17 protein-coding genes and 2 pseudogenes are annotated in these 17,175 nt (G+C 54.3%); all 19 read left to right on the top strand.

Going from position 1 to position 17,175, the window contains the following annotated elements; genetic code table 11:
• A pseudogene (locus I656_RS0115265) lies at nucleotides 1-374 on the top strand (succinate--CoA ligase subunit alpha); the annotation flags it as partial.
• A 322-nt stretch (nucleotides 375-696) separates the two neighbouring features.
• Nucleotides 697-1,578, top strand: coding sequence for a DNA-processing protein DprA (gene dprA, locus I656_RS09715; RefSeq protein ID WP_015374402.1), 882 nt, complete (start codon nucleotides 697-699; stop codon nucleotides 1,576-1,578).
• 78 nt (nucleotides 1,579-1,656) lie between these two features.
• Nucleotides 1,657-3,732: a type I DNA topoisomerase gene (topA, locus tag I656_RS09720; RefSeq protein ID WP_015374403.1), complete on the top strand. Its 2,076-nt coding sequence runs from the start codon at nucleotides 1,657-1,659 to the stop codon at nucleotides 3,730-3,732.
• 95 nt (nucleotides 3,733-3,827) lie between these two features.
• Nucleotides 3,828-4,730 carry a tyrosine recombinase XerC gene (xerC, locus tag I656_RS09725; RefSeq protein WP_015374404.1) on the top strand — a complete coding sequence of 301 codons (903 nt, stop codon included), beginning with the start codon at nucleotides 3,828-3,830 and terminating at the stop codon, nucleotides 4,728-4,730.
• A gap of 23 nt (nucleotides 4,731-4,753) precedes the next feature.
• Nucleotides 4,754-5,296 carry an ATP-dependent protease subunit HslV gene (gene hslV, locus I656_RS09730; RefSeq protein WP_011230713.1) on the top strand — a complete coding sequence of 181 codons (543 nt, stop codon included), beginning with the start codon at nucleotides 4,754-4,756 and terminating at the stop codon, nucleotides 5,294-5,296.
• A 17-nt stretch (nucleotides 5,297-5,313) separates the two neighbouring features.
• A pseudogene (gene hslU, locus I656_RS0115260) lies at nucleotides 5,314-6,707 on the top strand (HslU--HslV peptidase ATPase subunit).
• Nucleotides 6,708-6,723: 16 nt separating this feature from the next.
• Complete coding sequence (gene codY / locus I656_RS09735) at nucleotides 6,724-7,503, top strand: GTP-sensing pleiotropic transcriptional regulator CodY (RefSeq protein ID WP_011230715.1); 780 nt, start codon at nucleotides 6,724-6,726, stop codon at nucleotides 7,501-7,503.
• A gap of 197 nt (nucleotides 7,504-7,700) precedes the next feature.
• Nucleotides 7,701-8,090 carry a flagellar basal body rod protein FlgB gene (gene flgB / locus I656_RS09740; RefSeq protein WP_033005284.1) on the top strand — a complete coding sequence of 130 codons (390 nt, stop codon included), beginning with the start codon at nucleotides 7,701-7,703 and terminating at the stop codon, nucleotides 8,088-8,090.
• A gap of 3 nt (nucleotides 8,091-8,093) precedes the next feature.
• The gene (gene flgC, locus I656_RS09745; protein WP_013145762.1) at nucleotides 8,094-8,546 is read left to right on the top strand and encodes a flagellar basal body rod protein FlgC; all 453 of its coding nucleotides are present in this window, start codon (nucleotides 8,094-8,096) and stop codon (nucleotides 8,544-8,546) included.
• A 19-nt stretch (nucleotides 8,547-8,565) separates the two neighbouring features.
• Complete coding sequence (gene fliE, locus I656_RS09750; RefSeq protein WP_011230718.1) at nucleotides 8,566-8,862, top strand: flagellar hook-basal body complex protein FliE; 297 nt, start codon at nucleotides 8,566-8,568, stop codon at nucleotides 8,860-8,862.
• Between the two features lie 81 nt (nucleotides 8,863-8,943).
• On the top strand, nucleotides 8,944-10,530 hold the full coding sequence (gene fliF, locus I656_RS09755) for a flagellar basal-body MS-ring/collar protein FliF (protein ID WP_033005281.1): 1,587 nt from the start codon (nucleotides 8,944-8,946) through the stop codon (nucleotides 10,528-10,530).
• Nucleotides 10,531-10,542: 12 nt separating this feature from the next.
• Entirely contained in the window at nucleotides 10,543-11,562 is a 1,020-nt protein-coding gene (gene fliG, locus I656_RS09760) for a flagellar motor switch protein FliG (protein ID WP_015374407.1), read from the top strand.
• Nucleotides 11,546-12,325, top strand: a complete 780-nt coding sequence (fliH, locus tag I656_RS09765; RefSeq protein ID WP_015374408.1) for a flagellar assembly protein FliH — start codon at nucleotides 11,546-11,548, stop codon at nucleotides 12,323-12,325. The genes fliG and fliH overlap by 17 nt, the downstream gene beginning before the upstream one ends.
• Nucleotides 12,303-13,613, top strand: a complete 1,311-nt coding sequence (gene fliI / locus I656_RS09770; RefSeq protein WP_081132402.1) for a flagellar protein export ATPase FliI — start codon at nucleotides 12,303-12,305, stop codon at nucleotides 13,611-13,613. Before fliH ends, fliI begins: the two co-directional genes overlap by 23 nt.
• 42 nt (nucleotides 13,614-13,655) lie before the next feature.
• On the top strand, nucleotides 13,656-14,102 hold the full coding sequence (fliJ, locus tag I656_RS09775) for a flagellar export protein FliJ (RefSeq protein WP_014195451.1): 447 nt from the start codon (nucleotides 13,656-13,658) through the stop codon (nucleotides 14,100-14,102).
• Nucleotides 14,103-14,714 carry a MotE family protein gene (locus tag I656_RS09780; protein WP_015374410.1) on the top strand — a complete coding sequence of 204 codons (612 nt, stop codon included), beginning with the start codon at nucleotides 14,103-14,105 and terminating at the stop codon, nucleotides 14,712-14,714. It begins immediately after the preceding gene.
• On the top strand, nucleotides 14,711-15,877 hold the full coding sequence (locus I656_RS09785) for a flagellar hook-length control protein FliK (RefSeq protein WP_020754643.1): 1,167 nt from the start codon (nucleotides 14,711-14,713) through the stop codon (nucleotides 15,875-15,877). Before I656_RS09780 ends, I656_RS09785 begins: the two co-directional genes overlap by 4 nt.
• A gap of 40 nt (nucleotides 15,878-15,917) precedes the next feature.
• Nucleotides 15,918-16,346, top strand: coding sequence for a flagellar hook assembly protein FlgD (flgD, locus tag I656_RS09790; RefSeq protein ID WP_014195454.1), 429 nt, complete (start codon nucleotides 15,918-15,920; stop codon nucleotides 16,344-16,346).
• Between the two features lie 18 nt (nucleotides 16,347-16,364).
• On the top strand, nucleotides 16,365-17,168 hold the full coding sequence (gene flgG / locus I656_RS09795) for a flagellar basal body rod protein FlgG (protein ID WP_020754642.1): 804 nt from the start codon (nucleotides 16,365-16,367) through the stop codon (nucleotides 17,166-17,168).
• The last annotated feature ends 7 nt before the right edge of the window (nucleotides 17,169-17,175 follow it).

Here is a 17,175-nt window from a genome sequence, read left to right as displayed (position 1 = left end):
GCATCGGCGGCGACCCGGTCAACGGCACAAACTTCATCGATGTGTTGAAGGCGTTTAATGAAGACGAAGAAACGTACGCGGTCATTATGATCGGCGAAATCGGCGGCACGGCGGAAGAAGAAGCGGCCGAATGGGTGAAAGCGAACATGACGAAACCGGTCGTCGGCTTTATCGGCGGGCAAACGGCGCCTCCGGGCAAACGGATGGGCCATGCGGGCGCGATCATTTCCGGCGGCAAAGGCACGGCCGCAGAGAAAATCAAAAAAATGACCGAATGCGGCATTAAAGTGGCGGAAACGCCGGCCGTGATCGGCGAAACGCTCATTTCTGTGCTGAAAGAACGCGGCTTGTACGAGAAATGCAAAACGCACTAATGGTTTGGCCCCGCACGTTGCCGTGCGGGGTGTTGCATATCATGTCTATAGATGCAATTTGAAGCTTTCCCATTTGCCGCTTTTACAGAGCAATTGGATCGGCTGTCGGGCGACCGAACAACGCCGCTTAAAGACCCATGTATGGGTCTGTGAAGCGGGTGGCTGTTCGGTCTTCCGTCACGCCAAGGCGTGACGGGGAAGCCTGCGGCTTGCCTCCGACAGTCGAAAAAATAGACAGGCGACTTTTCCGTCAAGGATATGTTAAACGTTTTCGTTGCACCGATCGATCCATGCTGAAGGTGAAAAAAGAAAGGGGATCAGTATGTACGATACGGTCCGCGACCGACTTATCCATCTCCATCATTGCCGCGGGGCAGGATGGAAGACGATTCATTCCTTGCTGAAGGTTGATCCGACGCTCACCGCTCCATTTTCTCTGCCTCCTCATGATCTCCGCCCGCTCGTTCCGCTTTCCGACGCTCAATGGACCGCTTTTTTCCATGATTTGCATTCCATCGATGTGCAACGTGTGATAAAAACATATATGGACCGGTGCATTCATGTGGTCACCGTGTTTGATCATGACTATCCGCCGTTGCTTCGGCATATTTATGCCCCGCCGTGGGTGCTGTATGCAAAGGGGGCCCCCGCTTTGCTTCAGGAGCGGAAACTGATCAGCATCGTCGGCACGAGGCGGCCGACGAAAGAAGGAATCGAAGCGTTGAACAAATTGGTGCCGCCGCTTGTTGCCGCCGGCTTTACGATCGTCAGCGGGCTCGCGTTTGGGATTGACGTGTGCGCCCACCAACTCGCCGTCCAGCATGGCGGGTCGACGATCGCCGTCATCGCTGGGGGACTTGACCACATTTATCCGAAAGAACATCGACCGTTCGCCGCCCTGCTGATGAACGAACAGTTGGTCATCGCTGAGCATCCGCCGGCAACGCGCCCACAGGCATGGCAGTTTCCCGCGCGCAATCGCATCATCAGCGGGCTGTCGCTCGGCACGCTTGTCGTGCAGGCGAAGCGAAAAAGCGGTTCGCTCATTACCGCCGCGTATGCGCTTGAGCAAGGGCGGGAAGTGTTCGCCGTCCCCGGCCCGATCGGTTTGGCGGAATCCGCTGGGCCGAATACGCTCATTCAGCACGGGGCAAAACTAGTGCAAGAAGCGGCGGACATTTTGGATGAATTCCCGTACGTGTAATGCACATGTTTGACAAATGCGGCAATAATCATTAATAATAATGAAGATTTCAATTTACCTCCTAGGGGTGGAAGATGGATGTCAGACTACTTAGTTATCGTCGAATCGCCAACGAAAGCGAAGACGATCGAACGATACTTGGGAAAAAAATATACAGTCAAAGCGTCGATGGGCCACGTCCGCGATTTGCCAAAAAGCCAAATGGGCGTTGATATAGACCACGGCTACGAGCCGAAATACATTACGATCCGCGGCAAAGGCCAGGTGATCAAAGAGTTGAAAACGGCGGCGAAAAAAGCGAAAAAAGTGTTTCTTGCCGCCGACCCCGATCGCGAAGGAGAGGCGATTGCCTGGCATTTGGCCCACATGCTCGATCTGGACATTCACTCTGATTGCCGCGTTGTCTTTCATGAGATCACGAAGGATGCGATTCAGCAATCGTTTCAAAAGCCGCGCGCGATCAATATGAATCTTGTTGACGCCCAGCAGGCGCGGCGCGTGCTCGACCGCCTCGTCGGCTATAACATCAGCCCGCTCTTATGGAAAAAGGTGAAAAAAGGATTAAGCGCCGGCCGCGTCCAATCGGTGGCGCTGCGCCTCATCATCGATCGGGAACGAGAAATTCGCGAATTTCAGCCGGAAGAATATTGGACGATTCAAGCGACGTTTCAAAAAGAAGGAGAGACGTTTGCCGCCTCGTTTTACAGTATTGACGGACAAAAGCGCGATTTAAAGACGGAGGCGGATGTGAAAGCCGTGCTGGACCGCTTAAACGGAACGGCATTTGCGGTGAAAACGGTGACAAAACGAGAGCGCAAGCGCAGCCCCGTGCCGCCGTTTACGACGTCGTCGCTTCAGCAGGAAGCGGCGCGCAAACTGAATTTCCGGACGAAAAAGACGATGATGATCGCCCAGCAGCTGTACGAAGGAATCGATCTTGGCAGCGAAGGGACGGTCGGTTTGATCACGTATATGCGCACCGATTCAACGCGCGTCGCCGAGACGGCGCAGCAAGAGGCGGCGGCATATATCGAGGCGACGTTCGGCGCTATGTATGTCAACCAGGAAAAGCGGAAAGAGAAGAAAAGCACGAACGCCCAAGACGCCCATGAAGCGATCCGCCCGACATCGGCATTTCGCGATCCGGACAAAGTGAAACCGTATTTGACGCGCGACCAGTTTCGGTTGTATAAACTCATTTGGGAACGGTTCATCGCCAGTCAAATGGCGGCCGCCGTGCTTGACACCATGAGCGTCGAGTTGGAAAACAACGGTGTCGTGTTCCGCGCCAGCGGCTCGAAGGTGAAATTTCCAGGGTTTATGAAAGTGTATATTGAAGGAACGGACGATCAAGCGGAAGAGCAGGACCGTATCCTCCCGGATTTGGAAGAAGAGGAAACAGTTGAGAGCGAAACGATCGAATCGAAGCAGCACTTTACGCAGCCGCCGCCGCGCTACACGGAAGCCCGCCTCGTCAAAACGTTGGAGGAACTCGGCATCGGCCGCCCGTCGACGTATGCCCCGACGCTTGATACGATCCAAAAACGCAACTATGTCGTCCTTGAGAACAAGCGGTTTGTCCCGACCGAGCTCGGCGAAATCGTTGTCGAGCTGATGCTCGAATTTTTCCCGGAAATTATCGATGTCGAGTTTACGGCGAAAATGGAAAAAGAATTGGACGAAATTGAAGAAGGGAAAGTGGAATGGATCAAAGTCGTCGACGAGTTTTACCGCGAATTTGAAAAACGGTTGAAAGTGGCGGAAAAAGAAATGCGCGCAGTTGAGATTAAGGATGAGCCGGCCGGCATTGACTGCGAGGTGTGCGGCAGTCCGATGGTGTACAAAATGGGCCGTTTCGGCAAGTTTATCGCCTGCTCGAATTTTCCGGAATGCCGCCATACGAAGCCGATTGTCAAAGAAATCGGCGTCAAGTGCCCGAAATGCCGCGAGGGCAACATCGTCGAGCGCAGCACGAAAAGAAAGCGGGTGTTTTACGGCTGCGACCGTTTCCCGGATTGCGACTTCGTCTCGTGGGATAAACCGCTCGCCCGCCCGTGTCCGAAATGCGCGGGGCTGCTTGTGGAGAAAGAGCTGAAAAAAGGTGTGCAAGTGCAATGCACGGCGTGCGACTATGAAGAGCGGCTAGAAGCTTGAAAAGGCATCGGATACAATTCAGAATTTTATAAAAAAACAGTTGCGTTCATGCGGATGAATATGGTACGATGTAGTAGCCGTTGCGGGGTGAGGCGATGGAGAATTCGAAACTTGCGTTACAATTATTCATGGAATATTTACAAATCGAGAAAAATTATTCACAATATACTATTGTGTGTTACCGGCGTGACATTGAGCAGTTTTTCCGGTTTATGGATGAGGAAGGAATCGGCGCGCTCAATGAAGTGTCCTACAGCGACGTTCGTTTATATTTGACGAAACTATACGAGCAACAGTTGGCCAGCCGTTCGGTCGCCCGCAAAATTTCGAGTCTGCGCAGCTTTTACAAGTTTTTGTTGCGCGAAGGGCGGGCGGCCGAAAATCCGTTTGCGCTCGCGACACTGCCGAAAAAAGAGCAAAAAATTCCTAATTTTTTATACCCAAAAGAATTAGAAGCATTGTTTCTTGTCAATGATGAAAATACGGCCCTAGGCCAGCGCAATGCGGCGCTGGTTGAGTTGTTGTACGCGACTGGCGCTCGGGTTAGTGAATGTTGTCACATACAGCTGTCTGATGTCGATTTTGTTGCGGAAACCGTGCTCATTCACGGCAAAGGAAACAAGCAGCGCTACGTTCCGTTCGGCCGTCCGGCCCGCGAAGCGCTTGAACGGTATATCCATAGGGGCCGACGCGAACTGACAAGAAAGCTGCCGGCGGACCACCGCTATTTATTTGTCAACGCCCGAGGCAATCCGCTCACGCCTCGGGGAGTGCGCCATATTTTGGATCGGATTGTCGAAGCCGCTGCGCTGACGCAAAACATCAGCCCGCACGTGCTTCGGCATACGTTTGCGACTCATTTGCTCAACGAAGGGGCCGATCTCCGTTCGGTGCAGGAACTGCTCGGTCATGCGCATTTGTCATCGACGCAAGTGTATACACATGTAACGAAAGACCGGCTGCGGCATATTTATTTGCAGGCGCATCCGCGGGCGTAACCCGCAGGCAAGGAGGGGAAATGATGGGAGCCTTTCATGCGACGACAATTTTTGCCATCCGCCATAACGGCGCATCCGCCATGGCTGGAGACGGCCAAGTGACGTTCGGCAATGCGGTCGTCATGAAGCATACAGCGAAAAAAGTGCGGCGGCTGTTCCAAGGAAACGTGCTCGCCGGTTTTGCCGGCTCCGTCGCTGACGCGTTTACGCTGTTTGAAATGTTTGAAGGCAAGCTCGAACAATGGAATGGCAACTTGCCGCGCGCGGCGGTTGAGCTGGCGAAAGAGTGGCGGAGCGATAAAGTGTTGCGCCGCCTCGAGGCGATGCTCATTGTTATGGACAAACAGCATTTGTTGCTTGTCTCCGGCACGGGCGAAGTGATTGAGCCGGATGATGGCATGCTTGCCATCGGCTCGGGCGGTCAGTATGCGTTGGCTGCTGGGCGTGCGTTGAAGAAGTACGCCGGCGGCTCGATGACCGCGAAAGAGATTGCCAAGGCGGCGCTCGAGATCGCCGCTGACATTTGCGTTTATACGAACGGCCATATTATTGTTGAAGAGCTGTAAAAAGGAGGAGGCCGATGATGGCGGAAACGTTGACTCCACGGCAGATTGTCGAAAAGCTCGATCAGTTCATCGTCGGGCAAAAAGAGGCAAAAAAGGCGGTGGCGATCGCGCTTCGCAACCGGTACCGCCGCAGTTTGCTCGATGAAAAATTGCGCGATGAAGTGATGCCGAAAAACATTTTAATGATCGGCCCGACCGGGGTCGGGAAGACGGAGATCGCCCGCCGGCTCGCCAAACTCGTCGGCGCCCCGTTCATCAAAGTCGAAGCGACGAAATTCACCGAAGTCGGTTATGTCGGGCGCGACGTCGAATCGATGGTGCGCGATTTGGTGGAAACGTCAGTTCGGATCGTGAAAGAACGAAAAATGAACGAAGTGAAAGACAGGGCTGAACAGCAGGCGAACAAGCGGCTTGTTGAACTGCTCGTTCCGGGCAAGCCAAAGCAGACAATCAAAAATCCGCTTGAGCTGCTGTTTGGCGGCCAAGGAGCCCAAGCGGACAACAGCTACAGCCATGAGGATGAACAGGTGGAACAAAAGCGGCGCCAAGTTGCTTGGCAGCTGGCAAACGGGCAGTTGGAAAACGAGATGGTGACGATTGAAATCGAGGAACAGACGCGTTATGGTTTGACTTTTTGCAAGGGGCAGGCATTGAGCAGATGGGGATGAACATGCAGGACGCCTTGAGCAGCCTCATGCCGAAGCGGCGCAAAAAGCGGCGTCTCAAAGTGAGTGAAGCGCGCAAAGTGCTCATCAACGAGGAAGCGCAAAAGCTGATCGACATGGATGAAGTGACGCAAGAGGCCGTCCGCCTGGCTGAGCAGTCCGGCATCATTTTTATCGATGAAATCGACAAAATCGCCCGCAGCGGAGCGGTGTCCGGCTCGGCCGACGTCTCGCGCGAAGGGGTGCAGCGCGACATTTTGCCAATTGTCGAAGGGTCGACCGTCATGACGAAGTACGGACCGGTGAAAACAGACCATATTTTATTCATCGCCGCCGGCGCGTTCCATATGGCGAAGCCGTCGGATTTGATCCCTGAGCTGCAAGGCCGTTTCCCGATCCGCGTCGAGCTTGCGAAACTTTCGGTCGACGATTTCGTAAGAATATTAGTCGAGCCGAATAACGCGCTCATTAAACAATATCAAGCTCTTTTGGCAACAGAAGGTATAAGTCTTGAATTTTCTGACGATGCTATTCGTAAGATTGCCGAGGTGGCGTTTGAAGTAAACCAGACGACCGACAACATCGGTGCGCGCCGGTTGCACACGATTTTGGAAAAACTGCTGGAAGACTTGCTGTTTGAGGCGCCGGACATCGGAATCGACAAGGTCGTCATCACACCGCAATATGTCGAGCAAAAACTCGGCAGCATCGTCAAAAACAAAGATTTAAGCGAGTTTATTTTATGAGGAGGAGATGAAATCCATGAACTTGCTAGAGAAAACGCGGAAAATCAACGCCATGTTGCAAAAGGCGGCCGGGCGGCCGGTCAATTTTAAAGAAATGGCAGAAACGCTTTGCGAAGTGATTGAAGCCAATGTGTTTGTCGTCAGCCGCCGCGGCAAACTGCTTGGATTCGCCATTAAACAATCGATTGAAAACGAACGGATGAAGCGGATGCTGGAGGAGCGCCAGTTTCCGGAAGAATACACGAAAAACTTGTTCAACATTACGGAAACGTCTCCTAATATTGATATTAATAGCGAATATACGGCGTTTCCAGTGGAAAATCGTGACTTGTTCAAAACCGGCTTGACGACGATTGTTCCGATCAACGGCGGAGGCGAGCGGCTCGGCACGCTCATTTTATCGCGCCTTGACCGCGAGTTTGACAATGACGATCTCATTTTGGCTGAATACGGTGCGACGGTCGTCGGCATGGAAATTCTGCGTGAAAAGGCGGAAGAAATTGAAGAGGAAGCGCGCAGCAAGGCGGTCGTGCAAATGGCGATCAGCTCCCTTTCTTACAGCGAGCTTGAGGCGATTGAACATATTTTTGAAGAGCTTGACGGAACGGAAGGGCTGCTTGTCGCGAGCAAAATCGCCGACCGCGTCGGCATCACCCGCTCGGTCATTGTCAATGCTCTGCGCAAACTAGAAAGCGCCGGCGTGATCGAATCGCGCTCGCTCGGCATGAAAGGAACGTACATTAAAGTATTGAACGACAAGTTTTTAAGCGAACTGGAAAAATTGAAATCGAGCTGAACGGCGTAGTCGCCTAAGCCCGCTGGGTATTTTGGCCCGGCGGGTTTTTTGTTGTTGGCAAACATCTTTGGCATCGTTTTTCTGTAATGGCATCGTCGAAAAATAGTACCAAGTTCCGTCTATACATTAGGTTTTCTTTCCCGTAAAATGAAAATTAGCAGAAATTGTCGAAAAATAGGAGAAAAGAGGGGATTCCATTGGCGCTCTTTTCAGTGACGATCGGTTGGCTTGAACAAGGGCTTCGCTACGCTGCGCTTCGCCAACAGGCGATCGCCGACAACATCGCCAACGCCGATACGCCGGGCTATAAGGCGAAAGATGTGCGCTTTCAGGCTGAATTGGAACGGGCGTTTCGGCTTGAGGCCAAACGGACGAATCCGAAGCATTTTTCGTTTCCAAACGAACAAAATGGAAAAATCATCGTGACGACGGACACAACGGTGAGTTACAATCATAATGGAAACAGTGTCGATATTGATCAAGAAATGTCAAAACTAGCAGAAAACCAAATTTATTACAATGCCTTAATCGAGCGGCTCAACGGCAAATTTACCACGTTGAAAACCGTGATTAAAGGAGGGAAATAACGGGTGTCTTTGTTTCAAAGTCTAAACATTTCGGCTTCGGCGTTGACCGCCCAACGGTTGCGCATGGACGTGATTGCCTCCAACATCGCTAACGTCGATACGACGCGCGCCCGCCTTGTCAACGGCGAATGGGAGCCGTACCGTCGCAAAATGGTCATCATCGAACCGCAGAGCGGGTCGTTTTCGGGCTATTTGCAGGCTGCGCTCGGCCGTGCCGACGCGGTGGACGGCGGAGTGCGGGTGCGCGAAATTGTCGATGATCCGGCGCCGTTTAAACTCGTCTACGACCCGAATCACCCGGATGCGGGCGCCGACGGCTATGTGCGTCTGCCAAACGTCGACCCGCTGAAAGAAATGGTGGACTTGATCGGGGCGACGCGTTCGTATGAGGCGAACGTTACGGTGTTGAATGCTTCGAAAGGAATGCTCATGAAGGCGCTCGAGATCGGGAAATAGCATGCGAGGGGGATAAACGATGATTGATGGAGCAAGCCGCATTGGGCTGACGATGTCTTCCGCCGTTTCGCCCCCAGCGAAGCCGGCTGAGGCGCAAAAGCAATTCGCCGCATTTTTCAAAGAGGCGCTCAACCGCGTGAACGAAGCGCAAATTCAAGCCGATGCGCTGACGGAAAAGCTCGTTCGCGGGGAGAACGTTCAGTTGCATGATGTGATGATCGCCGCGCAAAAAGCGAGCATCACGTTGCAGCTGACGCTGGAGATCCGCAACAAAGCGATCGAAGCGTATCAGGAAATGATGCGCATGCCATTGTAGCAGCAATGAATCGCAATACATACGGAAGCCGCCGCCATTGTTGCGCTATGGCGGCAGGTATTGGATCATCGGGGGAATTGTATGAGAAGGAAATGGAAAGAGTGGTGGAGCCGCGCTCGCGCGTTTTGGCAGGAACGGACAAAAAAGCAGAAATGGCTCGTGCTCACTGCGGCAGCGGCCGTGCTTTTGGCCGTTGGCGTCGGCGTCTTTTTCGCCACAAGGACGGAAATGGTGCCCCTCTACAGCAATTTGTCGCCGCAAGAAGCGGGGCAAATTAAAGCAACGCTTGACCAGCGCGGCGTTCCGGCCGAAGTGGCGGACGGCGGGACGACGATTAAAGTGCCGAAAGAGCAAGTGGACGCGCTGAAAGTCGAGCTCGCTGCTGAAGGCATCCCGAACAGTGGAGTCATTGACTATTCATTTTTCGGCCAAAACGCGAGCTTCGGCATGACGGATAACGAGTTCAATATGGTGAAGCTGAAGGCGATGCAAACGGAGCTCGCCAACTTGATCAAGACGATCGACGGCGTCGAGGACGCCAAAGTCATGATCAACCTTCCGCAGCCGAGCGTATTCGTTTCCGATGAGAAAGGGGAAGCCTCGGCTTCGATCGTGCTGAAGACGAAGCCGGGCTATCAATTCAGCGACGAGCAAATCAAAGCGCTCTATCATCTCGTCGCCAAAAGTGTTCCGAATCTCTCTACAGATAATATCGTCATTATGAATCAGTTTTTTGAGTATTATGACCTAAAAAATGATGGGGAAAATTCGACAGGGGCGACATTCGCCTCACAGCAGCAAATCAAAAAGCAGATCGAGCGCGACATTCAACGCCAAGTGCAGCAACTGCTCGGCACGATGATGGGGCAGGATAAAGTCGTCGTCTCCGTGACGGCGGATGTCGACTTTACGCAGGAGAAACGAGAAGAAAATTTGGTTTCTCCAGTGGACGAGAAAACGAAGCAAGGTATTGCCGTCAGCGTTCAGCGCATTAAAGAGACGTACTCCGGGAGCGGTGCGCCGCCCGGAGGCGCCGCTGGAACAGGCGCGAACGAAGTGCCGGGCTACCAAAACGCAAACGGCGCAACAAACGGCAACTATGAACGAACCGAAGAGACGATCAACAACGAGGTAAACAAAATCAAAAAGCAAATCGTCGAAAGCCCATATAAAATCCGCGACCTAGGCATCCAAGTGATGGTCGAGCCGCCTGACCCTAATGATCCGAACTCGCTGCCGCCCGAGACGGTCAATGATATTCAAAAACTGCTAGGCACAATCGTTCGGACGTCAATTGACAAAAGCGAGGCGCAAACGCTCACGGATCAAGACATCAACAACCGCATCGTCGTTTCGGTGCAAAAATTCAACGGCAAGCCGACATTCACCCAATCGACGCCGGACCGGCCGGTGTGGTGGTGGTATGCGGCCGGCGCAGGAGCGCTGTTGCTCGTCGCCTTGCTGTTGTTCCTCTGGCTGCGCCGCCGCCGTGAAGACGAGGAAGAGGAAGAAGAACGCTTGTTTGCTCCGCCGCTTTCGACGGAGCCGGATTTGCCGGAGCCGCCGGAGACGGAGGCAGCGTTGCGCCGTCGACAGCTTGAGCGTCTGGCGAAAGAAAAGCCGGATGAGTTTGCCAAACTATTAAAAACGTGGCTATCGGAAGAGTAGGGGGAACGGCGTATGGCAAAGCGCGAACGAAAAGGCGGGCTGTCGGGCAGGCAAAAAGCAGCCATCCTGCTTATCTCCCTCGGCCCGGATGTGTCGGCCTCTGTCTATAAACATTTATCCGAGGAAGAGATCGAGAAGCTGACGCTGGAAATTTCCAACGTCCGTCAAGTGACGACGGAACAAAAAGAGGAAGTGCTTGAAGAGTTTCGACAGCTCGCCCTGGCGCAAGATTACATCGCCCAAGGCGGCATCGCCTATGCGAAAGAAGTGCTTGAAAAAGCGCTCGGCCCGGATAAGGCAATGCAGATCATCAACCGCCTGACATCAGCGCTGATGGTGCGGCCGTTTGATTTCGCCCGCAAAGCCGACCCGATGCAGCTGTTAAACTTCATCCAAAATGAACATCCACAAACGATCGCTCTGATTCTTTCGTATTTGGAGCCGGCGCAGGCAGGGCAAATTTTATCGGCGCTGCCGCAGGAAATGCAGGCGGATGTCGCCCGGCGCATCGCGCTGATGGACAGCACATCGCCGGAGATTATCAACGAAGTCGAGCAAATTTTGGAGCGGCGGCTGTCTGCGACCGTCGTGCAAGATTACACGCAAGCCGGCGGCATTGAGGCGGTCGTGGAAGTGCTGAACCAAGTCGATCGGAGCACGGAGCGGACGATTTTGGATGCCTTGGAAATCCAAGATCCGGAACTGGCCGAGGAAATCAAAAAACGGATGTTTGTCTTTGAAGATATCGTGACGCTCGATCACCGCGCCATTCAGCGCGTCATCCGCGAAGTGGATAACAATGACTTGATGCTGGCGCTTAAGGTGGCGAGCGATGAAGTGAAAGACATCGTCTTCCGCAACATGTCGACAAGAATGGCGGAGACGTTCAAAGAAGAAATGGAATATATGGGGCCAGTCCGGCTGCGTGATGTCGAGGAGGCGCAATCGCGCATCGTCGCCGTGATCCGACGTCTCGAAGAGGCTGGAGAAATCGTCATCGCGCGCGGGGGAGGAGATGATATTATTGTCTAACGTCATTAAAGCGCCAAAATTGGCGGTGCGCTCTGGGAAAAAGACGATCGTCGTGCAGCGCCATGTTTCCGATCTTCCATCGTCCGGCGACGATCGGCAACGGGAGATGGAAGCGGTCGCCGCCGCCAAGGAAGAAGCAGCCGAGCTTCGCCGCCAGGCAGAGCAATATTACGAATCGGTGCGCGAGCAGTTGGCCCGCGACAAAGAGGAATGGCAGCGTGAGAAAGAGCGCCTCATCGAGGAAGCGCGCGCCCGCGGGTATGAAGACGGCTATGCGGCTGGGCGCGAGGAGGCTTTGAGCGAGCACCGCGCGTTGATTGAGCAAGCCCGCCGCTTGGCGGAGCGAGCGAACACCGAATTTTACGCTCGCATCGAATCGACGGCTGAGGCGATGCTGGAGGTGGCGTTAAAAGCGGCCGAACGCATTCTCGGCGCCGCGCTTGAGGGCGATCGAAACGCTTTTTTGCCGCTCGTGCACCAAGCGTTGCAGGAAGTGCGCCAGCAAACGGAAGTGGCCGTTTATGTGCATCCGCACGGCTACGAAATCGTGGCAGAACAAAAAGAGCTGCTGAAATCTCTGTTTCCGCATCGCGTTGATCTATTCATCTACCCGGACGATGCGCTTCCTGAATATGGATGTGTCGTGGAGACGCCGTTTGGACGCATCGAGGCGGGCGTCGATGTACAGCTTGAGCGGCTGCGCGAGGCGCTCTACCGGCGATTGAAGGAGGGGGCGTTTTCTGAACTGGCAGGCGCTTCTTGATGAAATCAACGCTGTCGACTTGTATAAACGGTTTGGCAAAGTGTCGCGCGTCATCGGCTTGATGATGGAATCGAAAGGACCGAAAAGCTCGATTGGGGATCTTTGTTACATCCATGAACAGAGCGGATGCCGGAAAATTCCCGCCGAAGTCGTCGGCTTTCATGAACAGCACGTCTTGCTTATGCCGTTTTCCGCCACGACCCATATCGCTCCCGGCTGTTTTGTCGAAGCGACCGGCCGACCGCTTGAAGTGCACGTCGGCGATGCGCTCATTGGCATGGTTCTGGATCCGCTCGGCCAACCGCTTGACGGGAGCCCGTTGCCGCCCGGGCTGAAGCCGGTTTCGGTCGAACGCGATCCGCCCAATCCGCTCGTTCGGCCGCCGATTGTCGAACCGCTTGAAGTCGGCATCCGCGTCATCGACAGCCTGCTTGCCGTCGGCAAGGGGCAGCGCGTCGGCATTTTTGCTGGCTCGGGCGTCGGCAAAAGCACGCTCATGGGAATGATTGCCCGCCATACGTCGGCTGATGTGAACGTCATCGCCTTAATCGGCGAGCGTGGCCGCGAAGTGCGCGAGTTTTTAGAGCGCGACCTTGGCCCAGACGGCTTGGCCCGCTCGGTCGTCGTCGTCGCCACGTCCGACCAGCCGGCGCTGATGCGCGTCAAAGGCGCCTATACGGCAACGGCGATCGCCGAATATTTTCGCGACCAAGGGGCGGATGTCATGCTCATGATGGACTCGGTCACCCGCGTCGCGATGGCGCAGCGGGAGATTGGCCTTGCCGTCGGTGAGCCGCCGACGACGAAAGGCTATACGCCATCGGTCTTCGCCCTCCTGCCAAAGCTGCTTGAACGGGCTGGAACGAACGCTTCCGGCACGATCACCGCGTTTTATACGGTGCTTGTTGACGGCGATGACATGAATGAGCCGATCGCTGATGCGGTGCGCGGCATTTTGGATGGCCATTTTGTGTTGGAACGCCAGCTGGCGAACAAAGGGCATTACCCGGCGATCAACGTGCTCAAAAGCGTCAGCCGCGTCATGCCCCACATGATCAGCGCAGAGCACCGCGAAGCGGCAAACCGGTTCCGCCGCCTTCTGTCCACTTATATCGATTCGGAGGATTTGATTCAAATCGGGGCGTACAAACGGGGGTCGTCCCAAGAAATTGATGAGGCGATCGAATTTTATCCGCAAATGATGGCGTTTTGCCGCCAAAACATCGATGAAAAAACGACGCGCGCCGAAAGCATTGATAGGTTGTTGCGCTTGCTGTCGGTTCGGTGAGAAATCGCGCGCCATGTTCAGACGATGAAAGGGTGAACAAATGTGACGCCGACGTTTCGGCTGCAAAAAGTGCTGGCGATGAAAGAAAAAGAAAAAGAAAAGGCGCTTGGCGAATACGAGGAGGCGGTCCGCCGGTTTGAGCAGGCAGCCGAAACGCTTTACCGCCTGCTCAAGGAAAAAGAAGAATGCGCGGCGGCTCGGGATGAACAGCTTCAAGCCGGCCTGTCCGTTGGAGACATTCGCCTTAGGCTGCAATATATGGCGAATTTAGAGCGGATGATCGACCATTATCAGCTCGTCGTCATGCAGGCGCGCGAGCAGATGCAGCGCCGGCAGCAGCGTTTGATGGAATTGAATATCGAAGTGAAAAAATACGAAAAAATGCGCGAGCGCATGAAGCGGTGGGCCGAGCAGCTTGAGAGGGAAGCGGAACGCCGCCTGCTCGATGAAATGGCGGTTCAACGTTTTGCAAGGCAAGGAGAGGTATAGATGGCGGAGAGCAAAGTTGAACAGGAAATGCAGGCGAGTTGGTGGCAATGGCTGTTGTTTGTCATTGTCATTCCGAGTGCGTTTGCCGCCTCCTTTCTGTTGTTGATTTTAAACATTGCCGGCGTTGATGTGGCCAAGGCGGCAAAGCAGTGGACCATAAAGGCGCCGTTTGTCTCCGAGTGGATCAACTGGAGCAAAAGGGAGAAAGCTTTGCAAAAAACGATTGAAGCTCAGCAGCAGACGATCAACCAGCAAAAACGAACGATCGCCGACCAACAAAAGCAAATCAAGCAGTTGAAAAACGAATTGGCGGCAAAGGAAAAGGAAATCGCCCAGCTGTCTGCGCCAAGCGGGAAAACGGACGCTCAGGCTGAGCCTGTTGACGAGCCGGCCTTGACGGAAGAAGATGTCGTCGGCATGTATGACGCCATGTCGGAAAAACAGGCGGCGGCGATTTTAGCGGAACTGCCTGAGAGCGAAGCGCTCCGTGTACTGAGCCAGATTGACGGCGACAAAGCGGCAGCCATTTTGGAACAAATGCCGGCTGGGCAGGCGGCGAAACTGTTGGCATCGTTAAGTAAAAGGGCGATGGGGAAGGAGGCGGCCGAATGAAAGTAACGATCACAGCAAACGCGCCGCTATCGGCAGGCGCTATGGCGGTGAAAAAAGAGGCGGAAAACGCAAACGTGTTTGCGGCGTTGCTTGCTGATAAGCAACAAGAGTTATTGCCCGCTGGGGCAGAGACTAGCTTGCTTCAAGAGGAGTCGAGCAAAAACAAAGAGCCAGATTGGCAAAATGGCGGAATGGAAACGGGCGCAGCCGGACAACCATCTTCAGCGGAAAAGAAGCCGGCGCAAATCGAATCATTGTGGCTTGCCCCTTCCCTCGTGGCTGCTTGGGCTGTCGCTCCAATTTCGGCAGCTGCAGGCGCGCCGCTTTTAGCGGCGGATCAGCAGGCGGAAGGGAAAACGAGTGATCATGGGACATTTCCGTTTGTCGGTGCGATGAATGGTGAAGAAAAGATTGCCGCTCAGCCGGCGGCCGATGAAGCGGGATTGGAACGTGCGTTCATAACCGACGGACAAAAACGTGGTCATATCGATGCTGAATCGGGTTCGCCTTCCAGCGGAAAAACCGGGATGTTTCCACTGCTCCTGAGCGACGGCGACCAGCGCCCGTTCCGTGAGCAGGGAGGCAACAGGGCGGTTGTCGCGCTGCCGAACGGAGTTTCTTCTGTGCGACCGGCTGGCGAAAAAGACGTTTCGCTGCCAAAAAGGGGGGACAAGGGGCAGGGCGGCGAGGCCGCTCCTTCGTTCACTACTCCTCCTGCGCTTTTATCACCCTCCTTTTCATCTGTCGGGTTGGTCGGCGAGATGCCGGCGTCAGCTGGCGGAAGCGTCGCTGATCAAGTCGCCCACGCGCTAAGGTCGGCGCGGTGGATGAAGCTTCCAAACGGTGTCATGCAGCTTGTCATCCGTCTGCATCCGGAACATCTCGGGACGGTGACGGTGAAAATGACAGAGGAAGGTGGAAAGCTCGCCGCCAAGCTGCTCGTGGCGAACGACGCGGTGAAAGAGTTGCTCTACGCTCATTTGCCGCAGCTTGCTCAGCAGCTTGATGCGAGTTCCATCACGGTCGAAAAATGGACCGTTTGGTCGGATTATGACAGCCCCGCGATGCCGCCATATTCCGGAAACCGCCAAGGAGGGCAGCAGCAGGGCGAATCGCGGCAAAAACAAAAGCGGGAGCATCATCTTCCTTCCCGTTTGCGCTAGACGGGATCGAAGCTGACGCATAAGGGGGAAAAGAACGAGGATGACAACGAATGCGATTGACGGGAGCTTATGGCTGACAAACGCGGTTCAGCCGGAACGGAAAACGGGCAATCAAATTTTAGGAAAAGACGATTTTCTCAAAATTTTGCTCGCTCAGCTCGAAAACCAAGACCCGCTCAATCCGATGGAAGATAAAGACTTTATCGCGCAAATGGCGAGCTTCTCTTCGCTTGAGCAAATGATGAACATCGCCAATTTGATGCAGCAATGGATGCAAGCGTCAAGCCGCGATGCGCTTTTGCGCTACAGCGAATGGATCGGCAAAACGGTGCACTGGCAAGACGGCGAGACGACGATGAGCGCCGTCGTTCAATCGGTCATGCAAAAAGACGGCCAAGTGACTCTTGGGCTTGATAACGGGACAACGATTGCCGCGGATGCGGTCGTGAAAGTCGAACAAAAAGGATAAAAAGGGGAGAGGAAACCGATGCTTCGTTCCATGTATTCCGGAATCGGCGCCATGCGCAACTTTCAAACGAAGTTGGATGTCATCGGCAACAACATTGCCAATGTCAATACGTACGGGTTTAAAAAAGGACGAACGATTTTCAAAGATTTGATGAGCCAGACGATTTCGGGAGCAAGCGGACCCAATGCCGGTGCCGGCCGCGGCGGGACGAATCCAAAGCAGGTCGGGCTCGGTTCGCAGCTGGCGGCGATCGACACCGTCCATACGCAAGGCAGTTTGCAAACGACCGGCCGCGTGCTCGATTTGGCCATTTCCGGCGACGGGTTTTTCGTCGTCGGCGATGCGTCCGGCAACAATCGCATGTATACGAGAGCCGGGAATTTTTATCTCGATTCGCAAGGCTATATTGTCAATGCCGATGGCCAATATTTGCTCGGTGTTGGAAATAGCCGCCTTCAAGTTCTGACAGATGCGAAAAGCTTAAGCATCGGAGCGGACGGCCAAGTGACTATTGTGAACGCATCCGGCAACTTGCAGACAATCGGCACGATTCAGCTCGCGAAATTTGCCAACAATGACGGATTAGAAAAAGCCGGCAACAACTTGTTCCGCGAAACGACCAACTCTGGAGCGCCAACGATAGGGGCGCCGGGAGCGAACGGAACCGGAACGATCGTCTCCGGCGCGCTTGAGATGTCCAACGTCGACCTTGCCGAGGAATTCACGGAGATGATCGTCGCCCAGCGCGGCTTCCAGGCGAATACGCGCATCATTACGACATCGGATGAAATTTTGCAAGAGCTTGTCAACTTGAAAAAATAGAATAGGA

It is taken from the genome of Geobacillus sp. WSUCF1, from assembly GCF_000422025.1.
In the GTDB taxonomy this organism is placed as follows: domain Bacteria; phylum Bacillota; class Bacilli; order Bacillales; family Anoxybacillaceae; genus Geobacillus; species Geobacillus zalihae.
Note: the sequence above shows the minus strand (reverse complement) of the source record. Positions and strands in the feature narration are given on the sequence as shown.